We start from the raw sequence: 15,547 nt of genomic DNA, 5'->3' as shown, positions 1-15,547 counted from the left end.
ATTGCTTACATGTTGAACCTGGAGCGCCTGCGCACCCTGGACGCCGTCGCCCGGCACGGCTCCGTCAGCGGTGCCGCCGAAGGGCTGCACGTCACCACGTCGGCCGTCTCGCAGCAGCTGTCGAAACTGGAGCGGGAGGTCGGCCAGCAGCTCCTCGCCAAGAACGGGCGCGGAGTGCGGCTCACCGACGCGGGGCTGCTGCTCGCCGAGCACGCCGGACGCATCCTCTCCCAGGTCCAGCTCGCCCAGGCGGACATCGAGGCGCAGCGGGGGCAGGCGGTCGGGGAGGTGCGCATCGCGGCCTTCCCGACGGCGATGCGCGGGCTGTTCCCCTCCGCGATCCGCGCCCTGCGCGCCGCCCACCCCGAACTGCGCGTCCACACCGCCGAGCTGGAGCCCGACCTCGGGGTGCGCGAGGTGCTGCGCGGGGACAGCGATCTCGCCGTGGTCCTGGACTGGAACAACAAGCGGGCCCCCGTCCCGGCCGGTCTCGAACGGGCCAGGCTCCTCGACGACTCCGCCGACGTGGCCCTGCCCGCCGACCACCCGCTCGCCGGGCGGGCGGCGGTGGACCTCGAGGACTTCGCCGACGAGGACTGGGTGTCCTGGCCCGCCGGTGAGTTCTGCCACGACTGGCTGATGTTCACGCTCCGCTCCAAGGGCGTCGAGCCCCGGATCGCCCACGTCGCCGGGGACCACCACACCCAGCTCGCCCTGGTCGCCGCCGGACTCGGCGTCTGCGTCGCGCCCCGGCTCGGCCGGCCCTCGGTCATGGACGGGGTCGCCTTCGTGCCGGTGCGCCAGCCCGTGCGGCGGCACATCTACGCGACCTGGCGCACCGACGCGGGGCGCCGGCCGTCCATCCGCGCGGTGGTCGAGGCGCTGCGGGAGGCGGCCGCCCCGCTGGGCGACTGAGCGTCCAAGCGTCGAGCTTCCCGGCGTCGAACTTCCCGGCGTCGGCCTTCCCGGCGGCGCCGGGGCTAGCCCATCTTGCGGAAGTCCCAGGACGCGATCGCCTCCGGCGTCAGCCGCATCCAGGCGTGCCGGCCGTCGTGCGGCATGGCGTCCAGGCCGAAGTTCTTCGCCGCGAAGAGGCGTTCCACGGCATCGAGCTCCGGGCACGGCTCACCCGTGCGCGGGGCCTCGCCCACGAACTCCACGGCGCCCGACAGCTCCACCCCGCGCAGCTCCCCGTACTCCTCGCCGTCGTCCACCACCACCGCGATCCGGGGCCGGGCGCGCAGCTCGGCCCAACGGCGGCTGCGGGTCAGGGAGTACAGCCACAGCGAGCTGCCGTCCCAGGCGAACCAGAGGGCGCTGACGTGCGGCCTCCCGTCGGCCGACACGGTCGCCACCCGGCAGGTGCGCTGTGCGGTGAGGAAGGTGTCGAGCTCGTCCGGGGTCATCATGATCCGGCGTCCACGGCGCTGTGCGACGGTCATCGTCCGCACCCTTCTGGATTTCTGATGGAGTGTCAGAAATCATGGGGGGTCCGTCGCCCGCTGGCAAGGAGTACGCGGGGGCGGGCGGACCGGAACGGCATCGGCAACCGAGGAGGAGACCGTGGGGCACGCGGAACAACTCAGGGAACAGCTGGCACCCGACGGCGCCGTGCTGCTCACCGTCGAATGCCAGCAGGGCGTCGTCGGCCGCGACAGCGCGCTGCCCGAACTCGCCGCCGTCGCACGCTCGTCGGGCGCCCTGCACAACGTGGCCCGGCTGGTCGCCGCCGCGCACGGGGCCGACGTCCAGGTGCTGCACGCCGTCGCCGAGCGGCGGCCCGACGGGCGCGGCGCCAACCACAACGCCCGGCTCTTCCGCGCCGCCGCCCGGCTCCCCGTACAGCAGCACTCTGGAAGCACCGCCGTACGGATCGCCGAACCGATCGAGGTCGCCGAACAGGACCTCGTCGTAAGCCGGTTGCACGGGCTCTCGCCCCTCGCCGGCACCGACGTCGACGCCCTGTTGCGCAACCTCGGCTGCCGCACCCTGGTCGTCACCGGCGTCTCCGCCAACGTGGCCATCCCCAACGCCGTGTTCGACGCCGTCAACCTCGGCTACACCGTCGTCGTGCCCGGCGACGCCATCGCGGGGGTGCCGGCCGACTACACCCCCGCGATGATCCGCAACACCCTCGCCCTGGTCGCCACCCTCGCGACCACCGACGAGGTGCTCGGCTGCTGGAAGGTCCCGCGCCGGGCCCCCGCGCCGCGCTGCTGACCGGGCGCGGCCGGCCGAGCCCGATCGCGTCGCGGTCAGCCGAGCCTGATCGCGTCGCCCGTCACCTCGATCGGGGTCGGCTCCAGCGGGCTGGGCGCGGGGCCCTGCTTGACGCTGCCGTCCGAGACGTCGAAACGGCTCTGGTGGCAGGGGCAGACGATGACCCCGTCGGCGACCCCGCCCACCGTGCAGCCCGCGTGGGTGCAGCGCGAGGAGAAGGCCTTGAACTCGCCCTTCTTGGGCTGCGTGACGACCACGCCCCGGTCGGCGATCACCTTCCCGCCGCCGACCGGGATGTCGCCGGTCCGCGCGAGCGGCGGGGTCTGCGAGGCGCCGCCCGATGCGTCCGTGCCGCCCGACGCGTCGGCGCCGCCGGACCCCGTGCCGCCGGCCCCCTCCGTGCCGCCGGTGGCACCGGAGTCGCCCTTGCCGCCCGTCGCGCCGTCGCCGTCCGCCGAGCCGCCGCCGCAGGCCGCGAGGGCCGCGACGAGACCCGCGCCGCCCGCCGCCGCGACGACTGTCCTGCGTCCCACACCGCTCATGCCAACACCCCTTGTGATCCGCTTCCGATCCGCCGCGACCCGGATTTCCCGGACGACCCGCGCCATGTTTCCCGAAGAACACCGCCACCCGCCACGGTCCGTGGTGTGTTCACAGGAGAACCGGCGAGACCGCACGCCGCGACCGGCAGCCCGCACGGGTCCGGCGCGCTCCTCACAGCAGGCCCGCGCACGCCTCCCGGGTCGCCCGGTGCACCGCGCGGGCCAGCCGGGCGCCCCAGAGCGAGCGGGGGCCGGCGAACGGCTCGGCCGCCGCGCCGGGTCCGGCGGCGGGGCAGGCGACGCAGACCGCGTCCGTGGGCGTGCCGGAGGCGTCGGCGCCCAGCTCCACCAGCGCCTGGACCTTCGCCTCGGTGGCCGTCGCGACGGCGTTGACCAGCGCCGCGTCCGTGAGCGGCACCGGGAGCGACACGATGATGTTGATGGTGCCGGGGCGCGGCGCGCCGATGGCCCCGGTCTCCGGGACGGCCGCCCAGCCCCGTACCCCGATGCCCGCCGTCACGACGGCCTCGGCGCCGCCGTCCGCCGCGAACCGGCGGTCCTCGACCGAGGCGGCCGTCATCAGCCCCACCCCGGCGCCGTCGAGCCCGGCCCGCGCGGCAAGCGAGCTCAGGTGGGCGACCGGGTCGCGGCGCGCGTACCCCGGTGGCACCTGGGCGTTGACCACCCAGTCGCGGGCGCCGATCCCGCCGCCGAGGACGGCGCTCGACACCATCCGGGTGCCCGGCCCGGGCGCCCACACCAGCAGGGGCCAGCGGCGCCCGTCCTCCTCGTGGCCGAGTAGGACGGCGTCGGCGAGCGCGGGCGTGGCGGGAGGGTTTCGCAGGAGCACCCCGCACCTTAACGCGGGGGCCCTGGGCGCGCCCTAGGCTGGGGGCGGAAGCCCCCAAGGGCTCCTGAAGAGATGGGACAGCCTCGGAACATGCTTACAGAGGTGACCGCGACCCGCTATGTCACGCCCTTGCGTGAGGGCGGGTCGCTCCCCGGGATCGTCGAGGCCGACGATCTCGGCACGTACGTCATGAAATTCACCGGCGCCGGACAGGGCCGCAAGACCCTGGTCGCCGAAGTGATCTGCGGGCAGCTCGCCCGGCGGCTCGGACTGCGGGTGCCGGAGCTGGCCGCCATCCAGCTCGACCCGGTCATCGGCCTCTCCGAGCCCGACCAGGAGGTGCAGGAGCTGCTCAAGGCGAGCGGCGGACTCAACCTCGGCATGGACTTCCTGCCCGGCTCGCTCGGCTTCGATCCGCTCGCCTACGAGGTGGATCCGAAGGAGGCCGGCAAGGTCGTCTGGTTCGACGCCGTGATCAACAACGTCGACCGGTCCTGGCGCAACCCCAACATGCTGGTCTGGCACGGCGACCTGTGGCTCATCGACCACGGCGCCACCATGATCTGGCACCACAACTGGCCCGGCGCGCAGGCTTCCGCCGCCAAGCCCTACGACGCCTCGGACCACGCCCTCGCCCCCTTCGGGCCCGACATCGCGGCCGCCGCGGCCGAGCTGGCGCCCCTGGTGACCCGCGAACTCCTCGACGAGGTCGCCGCCGACGTGCCCGACGAGTGGCTGGTCGACGAGCCCGGCTTCGCGAGCACCGACGCGCTGCGCGCGGCCTACGTGGAGGCGCTGCTGCCGCGGGCCGCGACGATCCACGAGCGCATCACCCTCGGCCCCCGCACCGAACGGCGGCCCCAGCAGGCCCCCGGCTGGCTCGCCGAACGCCTCGCCCCGCGCCCCACCCAGAAGGACAGCACCACGTGACCGATCGCGATGTATTCGAGTACGCGCTGCTGCGCGTCGTGCCCCGGGTGGAGCGCGGCGAGTGCTTCAACGCCGGCGTGGTCGTCTACTGCCGGGCCCGCTCCTTCGTGGCCGCCCGCACCCACCTGGACACGGCCAAGCTGTCCGTGCTCGACCCGGCCGCCGACGTCCCCGGCGTACGGGCCGCGCTGCGCGCGGTCGAGGGCGTCTGCCTCGGTGGCGCCGACGCCGGCCAGGCCGCCGGGGACGACGCGGGGCGGCGCTTCCGCTGGCTGATCGCGCCCCGCTCGACGGTGGTCCAGCCGGGGCCGGTGCACACCGGTCTGACGGCCGATCCCGAGGCCGAGGTGGAACGCCTGCTCGAACTGCTGGTGCGTTAGCGCGCGGCGGGCTCGAACGGGTCTCGAACGGGGCTGGTGCGAAGCTCCCACACGAGTGAGCCGGTGCACCCGGCGGGCCGTTGACACCGGGTGCCAGGGCTTCTAGCGTCTCGTCTGCGGACGATACTAAGCGGTCGCTCATGTGCGGGAGAGCGGGCGGCCGTCGGTACGGACCGTATCCAGGGATGATCCAAGGGCGAGGAGAACCAAGCATGTCCACCACCGAGCAGCGCGTAGCCGTCGTCACCGGAGCGGCTCGCGGCATCGGAGCCGCCACCGCCGTCCGGCTCGCCGCCGAGGGCCGCGCCGTCGCCGTACTCGACCTCGACGAGGCGGCCTGCAAGGACACCGTCGAGAAGATCACCGCCGCGGGCGGCACCGCGCTCGCCGTCGGCTGCGACGTCTCCGACAGCGCCCAGGTGGAGGCCGCCGTCGCGCGCGTCGCCGCCGAGCTCGGCGCGCCGACCATCCTCGTCAACAACGCGGGCGTGCTCCGCGACAACCTGCTCTTCAAGATGTCCGAGTCGGACTGGGACCTCGTGATGAACGTGCACCTCAAGGGCGCGTTCCTGATGGCCAAGGCCTGCCAGAAGCACATGGTGGACGCGGGCTTCGGCCGGATCGTCTCGCTCTCCTCCTCCTCGGCGCTGGGCAACCGCGGCCAGGCCAACTACTCCGCCGTCAAGGCCGGTCTCCAGGGCCTGACCAAGACGCTCGCCAAGGAGCTCGGCAAGTTCGGCGTCACCGCCAACGCCGTCGCCCCCGGCTTCATCGTCACCGAGATGACCGCGCAGACCGCCGAGCGGGTCGGCATGGGCTTCGAGGAGTTCCAGGCCGCGGCCGCCTCGATGATCCCGGTCCAGCGGGTCGGCCGCCCCGAGGACGTCGCCAACGCCATCGCCTTCTTCACGGGCGACGACGCCGGCTTCGTCTCCGGCCAGGTCATGTACGTGGCCGGCGGCCCGCTCAACTGACGTCCGGGCGCGGGAGGAGAACACGATGAGCGCGCAGGAACCGCCCGAGCTCTCGGGCAAGGTCGCCCTGGTCACCGGCGCGAGCCGGGGCATCGGCTACGGCGTCGCCGAGGCCCTGGTCGCCCGCGGCGACCGGGTCTGCATCACCGGGCGGGGCGAGGAGGCCCTCAAGGAGGCCGTGGAGCGGCTCGGCGCAGACCGGGTGATCGCCGTGCCCGGCAAGGCGCACGACGAGGCCCACCAGGCCGCCGCGGTCGCCGCCACCATGGAGGCCTTCGGCCGGGTGGACTTCCTGGTCAACAACGCCGGCACCAACCCGGTCTTCGGGCCGATCGCCGAGCTGGACCTGAACGTGGCCCGCAAGGTCTTCGAGACCAACGTGGTGTCCGCCCTCGGCTTCGCCCAGCAGACCTACCGGGCGTGGCAGAAGGAGCACGGCGGGGCGATCGTGAACATCGCCTCCATCGCCGGCCTCGCCCCGTCGCCGTTCATCGGCGCGTACGGGATGAGCAAGGCGGCCATGATCAACCTGACCCTCCAGCTGGCGCACGAGTTCGCGCCCTCGGTCCGGGTCAACGCCATCGCCCCGGCCGTCGTGAAGACGAAGTTCGCCGCGGCCCTCTACGAGGGACGGGAGGCCGAGGCGGCCGCCCCGTACCTCCTCGGCCGGCTCGGCGAGCCGCAGGACATCGGCGGCGCGGCGGCCTTCCTGACCTCGGCCCAGTCGGACTGGATCACCGGCCAGACGCTCGTCGTCGACGGCGGCCTTTTCCTGAACGCCGGTGTCGGGTGACCGATATCCGGACACTTTCCTGAATTCCTGACCGGTTTGGCCCCGGTTATACGCGGAATGCCTCAAGTGCCCCGCCAGGGTCGAACGTTGACCTGGTGGGGCGCTGCGGTATCGTTCGCCGACCCCAGGCTGAACGAGGAGCGTGCACGTGTTCAACCGGACCAGTCTGCAGGCCGCTGCAGCCCTTGCGTCCATATCCCTCCTGTCCGGATGCAGTGTGTTTTCGGACGGTGAATCCGCAGGGGATCAGAGAATCGTCATCGGTACGACGAGTTCTCCGTCCACGCTTGATCCGGCGGCCGCCTGGGACAATTCCTGGGAGCTTTTCCGGAATGTCTTCCAGACGCTCGTGAGTTACCCGACCGGCAGCACCACCCCGCAGTCGGACGCGGCGGACTGCAAGTTCAAGGAGGGGAGCTCGAGCCGGGTCTTCGAGTGCGTCCTCCATGACGGTCTGACCTTCTCCAACGGGCACAAGCTGGACGCCAAGGCCGTCCAGTACTCGATCGAGCGCATCCGCACGATCGACGTCCAGGGCGGCCCCAACGGCATGCTGGGCTCGCTCGACAAGGTCGAGGCGACCGACGACCGCACGGTGGTCTTCCGGCTGAACAAGTCGGACGCGACCTTCCCGTTCATCCTCGCCACCCCGGCCATGTCCCTCGTCGACCCGGCCGAGTACCCGGCGGACCAGCTCCGCAAGGACGGCAAGCTGGTCGGCTCCGGCCCGTACGTCCTCGACTCGTACACCGAGGGCCAGAAGGCCGAGCTGACCCGCAACCCCAGCTACAAGGGCTTCGCCGACCGCAAGAACGGCGGCGTGACCATTCGGTACTTCAAGGAGTCCGAGCCGATGGTCGCCGCCCTGAAGAAGAAGGAGATCGACGCAACCTACCGCGGCCTCACCGCCGAGGAGGTCGTCGCGCTCCAGGCCGACAAGCCGGAGAACAAGGGGCTCCAGCTCGTCGAGTCGACCGGCGCGGACATCCGCTACCTGGTCTTCAACACCCGTGACGACTCCGTCGCCCGGCTGCCCGTCCGCAAGGCCATCGCGCAGCTCGTCGACCGCGACGAGCTGGTGAACAAGGTCTACCAGGGCACCGCCGAGCCGCTGTACTCGATGGTCCCCAAGGGCATCTCGGGCCACACGACCAAGTTCTACGACCGCTTCGGCGGCCCGGACGCGTCCAAGGCCAAGTCCATCCTGCGCGACGCCGGCATCACCAAGCCGGTCAAGCTGGACTTCTGGTACACCACCGACCGGTACGGCTCCGCGACCATCGCCGAGTTCGCCGAGCTCAAGCGGCAGCTGGAGGAGAACGGCCTCTTCGAGGTCACCCTGCACGGCAAGCCGTGGAAGGAGTTCCAGGCGGGCTACCAGAAGGGCCAGTACCCCGTCTTCGGCCGCGGCTGGTTCCCCGACTTCCCGGACCCGGACAACTTCGTCGCCCCCTTCATGGGCAAGGAGAACGTCCTCGGCACCCCGTACGTCAGCCCGAAGATCACCGACGAGCTGATCCCGAAGTCCCGGCGCGAGAGCGACCGCGGAGCCGTCACGGACGAGTTCGCGCAGGCCCAGGAGATCATGGTCCAGGACGTCCGGCTGCTCCCGCTGTGGCAGGGCAAGCTGTACATCGCGGCCAGCGAGGACATCGGCGGCGGCGAGCGGGCCCTCGACCCGCAGACCGTCATGCAGCTGTGGGAGCTCAGCCGCCGCACCAGCTGGTAGCCGTCGGAGACCCCCGAACCGCCGTCCGCCGTCCGTTCCCCTGGGGAAGCGGACGGCGGACGGCGTTGGCGGCGTTGGCGGCGTTGGCGGTGTTGGCGGTGTTGTCAGTGGCTCCCGGTAGGTTTTCCTGAGTAAAGGCGAAACACCCACCGGAGGTTGTGGACGTGACCGACACCGACATGCTGCCCGAGTCCTGGCGCGGCGTCCTCGGCGACGAGCTGCAGAAGCCGTACTTCAAGCAGCTCACCGAGTTCGTCGAGGAGGAGCGGGCCAACGGGCCGGTCTACCCGCCGCGCGAGGAGGTCTTCGCGGCCCTCGCCGCGACCCCCTTCGACCAGGTGAAGGTCCTGGTCCTCGGCCAGGACCCGTACCACGGCGAGGGCCAGGGCCACGGGCTCTGCTTCTCCGTCCGCCCCGGCGTGAAGACCCCGCCCTCGCTGCGCAACATCTACAAGGAGATGCAGGCCGAGCTCGGGCACCCGGTCCCCGACAACGGCTATCTGATGCCGTGGGCCGAGCAGGGTGTCCTGCTGCTCAACGCGGTGCTCACCGTCCGGGCCGGCGAGGCGAACTCGCACAAGGGCAAGGGCTGGGAGAAGTTCACCGACGCGGTGATCACGGCGGTGGCCTCCCGGCCCGACCCGGCGGTCTTCGTGCTCTGGGGGAACTACGCGCAGAAGAAGCTGCCGCTCATCGACGAGGAGCGGCACGTCGTGGTGAAGGGCGCCCACCCCTCGCCTCTCTCGGCGAAGAAGTTCTTCGGCTCCCGCCCCTTCACCCAGATCGACGAGGCCGTCGCCGCCCAGGGGCACGAGCCGATCGACTGGCGCGTCCCCGACCTCGGCTGAGCCTCGGCCGGATCCGGCGCGGCTGCGGCTAGCGTCGGATCCGGCCCGTTACGTACCGGGGGCCGGATCGACAGCGTGTGGAGGTCGCAGTGACCGGGCAGCAGGTGTCGGACGACGGTGTCATGACCAGGATCGGGCAGGCCATGATGCTCCTCCACGGCGGGGACAGGGAAGAGGCCCGCAACCGCTTCGTCGAGATCTGGGCGCAGCTCGGACCGGACGGCGACCCGCTGCACCGCTGCACCCTCGCCCACTACATGGCCGACGCGCAGGACGACCCCGACACCGAGCTGGCCTGGGACCTGCGGGCCCTGACGGCCGCCGAGGGGCTCGACGAGGACCGGCTGGCCCGCCACGACTCGGCGGTGGCGCTGCGGGCCCTCTACCCCTCACTCCACCTCAACCTGGCCGCCGACTACGTGAAGCTGGCCCGCCCGGACGCGGCCCGCGTCCACCTGGACCGGGCCCGCGCCGCCTCCGTGGTCCTGGACGACGACGGGTACGGCAACGGGGTGCGGGCCGCGATCGAGCGCCTGGAGGTACGGCTGCGGGGTCAGTGCCCGTAGGTACGGCTGTGAGACCAGTGCCCGTAGGTACGGCAGCGGGGTCAGTGCCCGTAGGTGCCACGGCAGATCCTCGCCTGCGCGCTGTCCGGGCTCCAGCCGCCGTACCGCGAGCCCAGCGCGCAGAGCTCGGCGGCGGAGCGGGGCGGCCCGAGGAGTCCGGGCAGGTCGACGTCCGGGTGGCGGTGCCGCTGCCCTGGCGCGGGGGACGGGTGCGGCTGCTTCGCGTAGTGCCGCGGGGAGCCGGACGTGCCGCCGGGGCTTGCGCCCCGCTCGCCGCGCCCGTCGTCCGTGCCGCGCTGCCGCGCGACGGTCGCGCGGGGTTCGGGGGTCGGGGGATCGGGCATCGCCGCCTCCAGCGCCTCCCGGGCGGGGCCCTGGACGATCTGCGGCGCGACGTCCTGGCCGGGCCGCTCGCCCGCCGGACTCGGGACCGGCACGGGAGTCGCGGGCGGCGCTTCCACCGCGACACAGCCCGAAAGGGCGGCCATCGCGACCCCGGCCAGGATCCTCACTGTGGTTCTGGTTCCATGCACGCGCGCAACTCTGCTGGTCGGACCGGGTTTCTCACACCCCTACTCACGGGGAATGCCCCGCATGGGTGATCACCCCCACGCGGGCTGACCCGGATCGCCCGGGCGGGTCTCAGTCCCCGGTGACGCCGTCGATCCGCTCCCGGAGGAGGTCGGCGTGGCCGTTGTGGCGCGCGTACTCCTCGATCATGTGGAGGTAGATCCAGCGCAGGTTGAAGGTCCTGCCGGTGCGGTGGGTCCCGCTGCCCACGTCGTCGAGGTCACGGCCGGCGGCGTTGGCCCTGGCGACGGCGATCTCGCCCTGCCAGGTCGCGTAGGCCTCCTCCCAGGTGTCCTCGGCGCGGACGTGGAGGTCGGCGTCGTGGTCCTGGTGGGTGTAGATCCGGCCGGCCTCCTTCTCGCCGGCGAGGACGCGCCGGAACCAGCCGCGCTCGACCTCGGCCATGTGGCGGACCAGGCCCATCAGGCTGAGGTCCGAGGGCGGGGCGGAGGCGGTGCGCAGCTGGGCGTCGTCGAGGTCCTCGCACTTCGTCGCGAGGGTCGCGCGATGGAAGTCGAGCCACTGCTCCAGGGCTTCGCGTTCGCCGGTGAGGGTGTCGGGGTCGACACGGGCGCCGGTGTCGGTCTGTTCGGTGCTCATGCCCGGCATCGTCGCTCATGATCGCCCGGCTGGCCAGGGTTTTCCGGGTCTTCACGCGGTGCGGGCGTACCGGCCGTTCACCGGCCGAGCAGACCGCGCAGCAACTCGGCGAAGCCGGTGCGGAGTTCCGCGAGGCCGGGCACGGCGGCGTGGAAGGAGCCGGCGGCGCAGGAGAACATCAGCCCCTCGCACCAGGCGATGAGCGACAGCGCGTGCCGCTCGGGCGCGGGCGATCCGGCCTCGGCCATCATCGCGGTCACCGGAGCGTGGAAGACCGAGCCGGCGGTGTCGAAGAAGGTGCGCAGCTCGGGGCGGCGGGTGGCCTCCAGGGCCAGCTCGTAGCGGGAGACGAGCAGCGCCCGGTGGTCGGTGAGGTAGCGGTGCAGGGCGAGCGCGAGCGCGTCCACGAGCGCCTCGGGTCCGGCGTCGGCCGAGGGCAGCTCGTCGGGGGTGAGCACCGCCGCCTCACGCTGCACCTGGCGGCGGACGGCGGTCTCCAGGAGGGCCTGGCGGGTGCGCGCGTGGTTGGAGGTGGACCCCTGGGGGAGCCCGGCCCGCTCGTCGACGGCGCGGTGGGTGAGCCCGCGCATGCCGCGCTCGACGAGCAGGTCGAGGGCGGCGTCGCCGATGCGTTCGGCGCGGGTGGGCGGGGTGTCGGGGGTCCGTGCGGCGGTCATGGGGACAACTTAGCGAGCGCCCGGGGCAGTCCGGAACTACGTGTGTAGTGAAGGTGGGGCGAGGGGGTGTCGCGGCAACTACGGCTGTAGTAAGGTCCCTCGCGTCACTACATCTGTAGTCCCCCTGGCCGGTCCGGCGACGGGGGAGCCTCGGAGGGGGAGCCATGGAACAGCACCGGCACCGAGCCGTCGTCGTCGGAGCGGGCATCGGCGGCCTCACCGCCGCCCTCGCCCTGCGCGCCCGCGGCTGGGACGTCACCGTCCTGGAGCGCGCCGCCGGACTCACCCCGGTCGGCGCCGGGATCGGCCTCGCCCCCAACGCCCTGCGCGCCCTCGACGTGATCGGCCTGGGCGACCCGGTCCGCGACCTCGCCGCCTGGCAGGGCGACGGCGGGATGCGCCGCCCGGACGGCCGCTGGCTCGCCCGTACCGACGCCAGGGCCGCCGCCGCACGCTTCGGCGGACCGCTCGTCCTGCTGCACCGGTCCACCCTCGTCGACCTGCTCCTGTCCGCCCTGCCCGCGGACACCGTGCGTACCGGAACCGCCGCCGTCCTCGCCGACCCGGGCGGCGCCCACCGCCCCGCCCTCGTCACCACCCCGGACGGTCCGCACGAGGCCGAGCTCGTCGTCGCCGCCGACGGCATCCGCTCCGCGATCCGCGGCACCCTCTTCCCCGCCCACCCCGGCCCCCGCTACTCCGGCTTCACCACCTGGCGGGTCGTCGTCCCCGCCCCCGCCGCGCCCTTCGCCCCGCACGAGACCTGGGGCCCCGGACGCCTGTGGGGCAGCCAGCCCCTCAAGGACGGGCGGGTCTACGCGTACGCCATGGCCGCCGCACCCGCCGGGGCCCACGCGCCCGACGGCGAGAGGGCCGCGCTCCGGCGCCTGTTCGGTGACTGGCACCACCCCGTCCCCGCGATCCTGGCCGCCGCCGACGAGTCCGCCGTCCTGCGCCACGACGTCCACCACCTCATCGACCCGCTGCCCGCGTTCCACCGCGGGCGTACGGCCCTGCTGGGCGACGCCGCCCACGCCATGCAGCCCACCCTCGGGCAGGGCGGCAACCAGGCCATCGAGGACGCGATCGTCCTCGCCCACCACGCGGGACACGGCCGGCCCGTGCCGACCGCGCTCGCCGGCTACACCGCCGACCGGCTGCCGCGCACCAGCGCCCTCGTCCGCAAGGCCGCCCGCACCGGCCGCCTCGCGCTGCTCTCCGCCCGCCCCGCCGTCGCCCTGCGGAACACGGCCGTCAGCGCCGTCTCCCGCTTCGGCCCCGGACTCGTCCTGCGCGGCTTCGACGGCATCGCGGACTGGAGGCCGCCCGTCGACGCCGTACCGCCGCGCGTAAGCTGACCGGCGCGTACGGCCCTCCGGGCGCCGGAAGCGGACAAGCGCACAGCGACAGAGCGACACAGCGGCACAGCGACAAGGAGCACCCGTGAAGGTTGGCTGCATCGGACTCGGCGACATCGCGCAGAAGGCCTATCTGCCCGTCCTGTCCACCCTTCCCGGGGTCGAACTCCACGTGCAGACCCGGACCCCCGCCACCCTCGAACGGGTCGCCGACAGCTACCACCTGCCCGCCGCGCGCCGGCACACCGACCTCGACTCGCTCCTCTCCGCCGGCCTCGACGCCGCCTTCGTGCACGCCTCGACCGCCGTGCACGCCGAGATCGCCACCCGCCTCCTGGACGCCGGGGTGCCGACCTACGTCGACAAGCCCCTCGCCTACGAGTACGCCGACTCCGAGCGGCTCGTGGAACTCGCCGAGAAGCAGGCCGTCAGCCTCGCCGTCGGCTTCAACCGCCGGCTCGCCCCCGGCTACGCCCAGTGCGTGGAGCACCCGCGCGAGCTGATCCTGCTCCAGAAGAACCGCATCGGACTGCCCGAGGACCCGCGCACCTTCGTCCTCGACGACTTCATCCACGTCGTCGACACCCTTCGCTTCCTCGTACCCGGCGAGATCGACCACGTCGACGTGCGCGCCCGCGTCCGAGACGGGCTCATGCACCACGTCGTGCTCCAGCTCTCCGGCGACGGCTTCACCGCCATCGGCATGATGAACCGCCTGAACGGCTCCACCGAGGAGATCCTGGAGGTGTCCGGGCAGGACTCCAAGCGCCAGGTCCTCAACCTCGCCGAGATCGTCGACCACAAGGGGCAGCCGAGCCTGCGCCGCCGCGGCGACTGGGTGCCGGTGGCCCGGCAGCGCGGCATCGAGCAGGCGGTCCTGGCCTTCCTCGACTCCGTACGCGAAGGGCGGCTGCTCAGCGCACGGGACGCCCTGCTGACCCACGAGCTGTGCGAGCGGGTGGTACGGGAGTCCCTCGCCCAGGCCTCCTGAGCGTCCGCGTCCCCTCCGCCGCGCACAGCGCGCCGATCGCCAGGATCGCGGCGTACACCGGCCAGTCGCCGAACCGGTCGTAGACGGTGACCTTCCGCGCGAGGGGCAGCGTGTAGACGGCGGCGGCGCTGCGGTCGGTACCGAGCTCGGTACCCGCCCGCCGCCCGTCGGCGGCGTACGCGGCGCTGATCCCGGTCAGCGTCGCGTGCACCACCGGACGCCCCGACTCCGCGGCCCGCAGCGCCGCCAGCGAGGCGTGCTGCGCGGGCGCCCAGCTGTCCTGGAACGTGGAGGTCGCCGACTGCACGACCACCACGTCCGCGCCGTCCCTGACCAGGCGCCGGCTCATGTCGGGGAAGGCGGACTCGAAGCAGACCAGCGGCCCGATCCGCAGCGGCCGGCCGCCCTCGCGCGGGGCGGGGAGCGTCATCACGACCGGCTGGGTGCCCCGCCTTCGGTCCTCGCCCGCGGCCCCCTTGCCGACGGAGGTCGCCCAGCCGAGCAGGGCGCGCGCCGGGACGTACTCGCCGAACGGCACGAGGCGCATCTTGTCGTAGCGCTCGCCCGTCGGCCCCCGCGGACCGATCAGGACCGCGCTCTTGTAGATGCCCGGCCGGTCGGAGCGGCGCGCGTCCACGTTCACCAGGAGCGGCGCGCCGACGGTCCGGGACAGCGTGGCGAGCCGGGCCGCGAGGTCCGGCCGGGCCCCCAGGTCCGCGCCGACGCTGCTCTCGCCCCACACCACCAGGTCCGGCCGCTGCCCGGCGAGCGCCCTGGTCAGCGCCTCGGCGCGGGCGAAGCGCCGGTCCACGCCGCCCGCCCCGTCGAACACGCCCGGCTGGACCACCGCGACCCGCACCGTGCCGGTGGTACGGGGCGGGGACGTGCCCCACCAGGCCAGCCCCAGGACGAGCCCGCAGCCCACCAGCCCCACCAGCGCGGTACGGCGCACCGGCCGCACCGCCACCAGCAGGGCGACGGCCGTGTTCACCGCGACCACGAGCAGGCTCACCAGCCAGACCCCGCCGAGCGAGGCGAGCCGCAGCGCGGGCGGCACCTGCCACTGGCTCGCCCCGAGCAGCCCCCACGGCCCGCCCAGCCCCTCCCAGGAACGGGCCAGTTCGACCAGGAGCCAGCCGGACGGGACGACGACCAGGGCCGCGGCGGCCCGCCCGCCGGACGGCTCGCCGCCCAGCATCGCCCGCACCAGCCAGCCCCACGGCAGCCACAACAGGCCCAGGAGCGCGGCCAGGACGAGCAGGAAGACATGCAGGCTCGGCAGCAGCCACTGGTGCACGCCCAGCATGAAGCCGATGCCGCCGCACCAGCCGTCCAGGCCGGCCCGGCGCGCGCTCGGCGCCGTACGGATCAGCAGCATCCAGGGGACGAGGGCGAGGTACGCGAACCACCACAGCGACGGCGCGGGGAACGCGAGCGCGGGCAGGGCGCCCAGGAGCACGGCGAGCGCGGACCGGCCGAGCCCGGACCGGGGCCCCTGACCCGCGAACGGATTGCGCAT

Annotated in this window: 18 protein-coding genes; 11 read left to right on the top strand and 7 right to left on the bottom strand. The window is 73.4% G+C overall.

Annotation, left to right across the window (positions count from 1 at the left end):
• The first annotated feature begins 9 nt into the window (after nt 1-9).
• Nucleotides 10-915, top strand: coding sequence for a LysR family transcriptional regulator (locus ACZ3ZE_RS14780; RefSeq protein WP_361626749.1), 906 nt, complete (start codon nt 10-12; stop codon nt 913-915).
• A gap of 65 nt (nt 916-980) precedes the next feature.
• Here ACZ3ZE_RS14780 and ACZ3ZE_RS14775 read toward each other — a convergent pair whose 3' ends face one another.
• The gene (locus ACZ3ZE_RS14775; RefSeq protein WP_361178093.1) at nt 981-1,442 is read right to left on the bottom strand and encodes a pyridoxamine 5'-phosphate oxidase family protein; all 462 of its coding nucleotides are present in this window, start codon (nt 1,440-1,442) and stop codon (nt 981-983) included.
• 121 nt (nt 1,443-1,563) lie between these two features.
• On the opposite strand from ACZ3ZE_RS14775, the gene ACZ3ZE_RS14770 reads away from it, so the two are divergent.
• Nucleotides 1,564-2,220 carry a cysteine hydrolase family protein gene (locus tag ACZ3ZE_RS14770; RefSeq protein ID WP_467259255.1) on the top strand — a complete coding sequence of 219 codons (657 nt, stop codon included), beginning with the start codon at nt 1,564-1,566 and terminating at the stop codon, nt 2,218-2,220.
• 35 nt (nt 2,221-2,255) lie between these two features.
• Here the strand turns inward: ACZ3ZE_RS14770 and ACZ3ZE_RS14765 are convergent, their stop codons facing one another.
• Both ACZ3ZE_RS14765 and ACZ3ZE_RS14760 read right to left on the bottom strand, forming a co-directional pair.
• Nucleotides 2,256-2,762 (bottom strand): Rieske (2Fe-2S) protein, encoded by a 507-nt coding sequence (locus ACZ3ZE_RS14765; RefSeq protein ID WP_467259252.1) that lies wholly within the window; start codon nt 2,760-2,762, stop codon nt 2,256-2,258.
• A gap of 172 nt (nt 2,763-2,934) precedes the next feature.
• On the bottom strand, nt 2,935-3,606 hold the full coding sequence (locus ACZ3ZE_RS14760; RefSeq protein WP_361178151.1) for an adenosylcobinamide amidohydrolase: 672 nt from the start codon (nt 3,604-3,606) through the stop codon (nt 2,935-2,937).
• Between the two features lie 96 nt (nt 3,607-3,702).
• On the opposite strand from ACZ3ZE_RS14760, the gene ACZ3ZE_RS14755 reads away from it, so the two are divergent.
• From ACZ3ZE_RS14755 to ACZ3ZE_RS14725, 7 genes are all read left to right on the top strand, one after another.
• Nucleotides 3,703-4,542, top strand: a complete 840-nt coding sequence (locus tag ACZ3ZE_RS14755) for a HipA family kinase (RefSeq protein ID WP_361178085.1) — start codon at nt 3,703-3,705, stop codon at nt 4,540-4,542.
• Nucleotides 4,539-4,922, top strand: coding sequence for a DUF3037 domain-containing protein (locus ACZ3ZE_RS14750; protein ID WP_361178081.1), 384 nt, complete (start codon nt 4,539-4,541; stop codon nt 4,920-4,922). The genes ACZ3ZE_RS14755 and ACZ3ZE_RS14750 overlap by 4 nt, the downstream gene beginning before the upstream one ends.
• 212 nt (nt 4,923-5,134) lie before the next feature.
• A complete protein-coding gene (fabG, locus tag ACZ3ZE_RS14745) occupies nt 5,135-5,896 on the top strand; it encodes a 3-oxoacyl-ACP reductase FabG (protein ID WP_329418790.1) in 762 nt (253 codons plus the stop codon).
• A 25-nt stretch (nt 5,897-5,921) separates the two neighbouring features.
• Nucleotides 5,922-6,689 carry an SDR family oxidoreductase gene (locus ACZ3ZE_RS14740; RefSeq protein ID WP_361178078.1) on the top strand — a complete coding sequence of 256 codons (768 nt, stop codon included), beginning with the start codon at nt 5,922-5,924 and terminating at the stop codon, nt 6,687-6,689.
• Nucleotides 6,690-6,837: 148 nt separating this feature from the next.
• A complete protein-coding gene (locus ACZ3ZE_RS14735; RefSeq protein WP_361178076.1) occupies nt 6,838-8,418 on the top strand; it encodes an ABC transporter substrate-binding protein in 1,581 nt (526 codons plus the stop codon).
• A 164-nt stretch (nt 8,419-8,582) separates the two neighbouring features.
• The gene (ung, locus tag ACZ3ZE_RS14730; protein WP_361178073.1) at nt 8,583-9,266 is read left to right on the top strand and encodes a uracil-DNA glycosylase; all 684 of its coding nucleotides are present in this window, start codon (nt 8,583-8,585) and stop codon (nt 9,264-9,266) included.
• A 122-nt stretch (nt 9,267-9,388) separates the two neighbouring features.
• On the top strand, nt 9,389-9,832 hold the full coding sequence (locus ACZ3ZE_RS14725) for a hypothetical protein (RefSeq protein WP_361178148.1): 444 nt from the start codon (nt 9,389-9,391) through the stop codon (nt 9,830-9,832).
• A gap of 41 nt (nt 9,833-9,873) precedes the next feature.
• On the opposite strand, the gene ACZ3ZE_RS14720 is transcribed toward ACZ3ZE_RS14725, so the two are convergent.
• The 3 genes from ACZ3ZE_RS14720 to ACZ3ZE_RS14710 form a co-directional block, all read right to left on the bottom strand.
• Nucleotides 9,874-10,365, bottom strand: coding sequence for a hypothetical protein (locus ACZ3ZE_RS14720; protein WP_467259250.1), 492 nt, complete (start codon nt 10,363-10,365; stop codon nt 9,874-9,876).
• 109 nt (nt 10,366-10,474) lie between these two features.
• Nucleotides 10,475-11,011: a DinB family protein gene (locus ACZ3ZE_RS14715; RefSeq protein WP_442306127.1), complete on the bottom strand. Its 537-nt coding sequence runs from the start codon at nt 11,009-11,011 to the stop codon at nt 10,475-10,477.
• A gap of 68 nt (nt 11,012-11,079) precedes the next feature.
• Complete coding sequence (locus tag ACZ3ZE_RS14710; RefSeq protein WP_361178066.1) at nt 11,080-11,679, bottom strand: TetR/AcrR family transcriptional regulator; 600 nt, start codon at nt 11,677-11,679, stop codon at nt 11,080-11,082.
• 164 nt (nt 11,680-11,843) lie between these two features.
• Here ACZ3ZE_RS14710 and ACZ3ZE_RS14705 point away from each other — a divergent pair, with 164 nt between their 5' ends.
• Both ACZ3ZE_RS14705 and ACZ3ZE_RS14700 read left to right on the top strand, forming a co-directional pair.
• Nucleotides 11,844-13,037: an FAD-dependent monooxygenase gene (locus ACZ3ZE_RS14705; protein WP_363292248.1), complete on the top strand. Its 1,194-nt coding sequence runs from the start codon at nt 11,844-11,846 to the stop codon at nt 13,035-13,037.
• An 85-nt stretch (nt 13,038-13,122) separates the two neighbouring features.
• On the top strand, nt 13,123-14,028 hold the full coding sequence (locus ACZ3ZE_RS14700; protein ID WP_467259247.1) for a Gfo/Idh/MocA family protein: 906 nt from the start codon (nt 13,123-13,125) through the stop codon (nt 14,026-14,028).
• Here ACZ3ZE_RS14700 and lnt read toward each other — a convergent pair.
• Nucleotides 13,952-15,547 (bottom strand): apolipoprotein N-acyltransferase, encoded by a 1,596-nt coding sequence (gene lnt / locus ACZ3ZE_RS14695; protein ID WP_363292246.1) that lies wholly within the window; start codon nt 15,545-15,547, stop codon nt 13,952-13,954. The two genes, ACZ3ZE_RS14700 and lnt, sit on opposite strands and share 77 nt — an antisense overlap.

The organism is Streptomyces sp. NPDC023157, from assembly GCF_055560575.1.
This window is presented reverse-complemented; position numbering and strand designations above follow the sequence as displayed.

Excerpts from the sequence above, each read along its gene's own strand:
- ACZ3ZE_RS14780 (WP_361626749.1), top strand. The coding sequence starts at position 10 with ATGTTGAACCTGGAGCGCCTGCGCACCCTGGACGCCGTCGCCCGGCAC.
- ACZ3ZE_RS14775 (WP_361178093.1), bottom strand. The coding sequence starts at position 1,442 with ATGACCGTCGCACAGCGCCGTGGACGCCGGATCATGATGACCCCGGAC.
- ACZ3ZE_RS14765 (WP_467259252.1), bottom strand. The coding sequence starts at position 2,762 with ATGAGCGGTGTGGGACGCAGGACAGTCGTCGCGGCGGCGGGCGGCGCG.
- ACZ3ZE_RS14755 (WP_361178085.1), top strand. The coding sequence starts at position 3,703 with ATGCTTACAGAGGTGACCGCGACCCGCTATGTCACGCCCTTGCGTGAG.
- fabG (WP_329418790.1), top strand. The coding sequence starts at position 5,135 with ATGTCCACCACCGAGCAGCGCGTAGCCGTCGTCACCGGAGCGGCTCGC.
- ACZ3ZE_RS14740 (WP_361178078.1), top strand. The coding sequence starts at position 5,922 with ATGAGCGCGCAGGAACCGCCCGAGCTCTCGGGCAAGGTCGCCCTGGTC.
- ACZ3ZE_RS14725 (WP_361178148.1), top strand. The coding sequence starts at position 9,389 with ATGACCAGGATCGGGCAGGCCATGATGCTCCTCCACGGCGGGGACAGG.
- ACZ3ZE_RS14715 (WP_442306127.1), bottom strand. The coding sequence starts at position 11,011 with ATGCCGGGCATGAGCACCGAACAGACCGACACCGGCGCCCGTGTCGAC.
- ACZ3ZE_RS14710 (WP_361178066.1), bottom strand. The coding sequence starts at position 11,679 with ATGACCGCCGCACGGACCCCCGACACCCCGCCCACCCGCGCCGAACGC.
- ACZ3ZE_RS14705 (WP_363292248.1), top strand. The coding sequence starts at position 11,844 with ATGGAACAGCACCGGCACCGAGCCGTCGTCGTCGGAGCGGGCATCGGC.
- lnt (WP_363292246.1), bottom strand. The coding sequence starts at position 15,547 with ATGCGCAATCCGTTCGCGGGTCAGGGGCCCCGGTCCGGGCTCGGCCGG.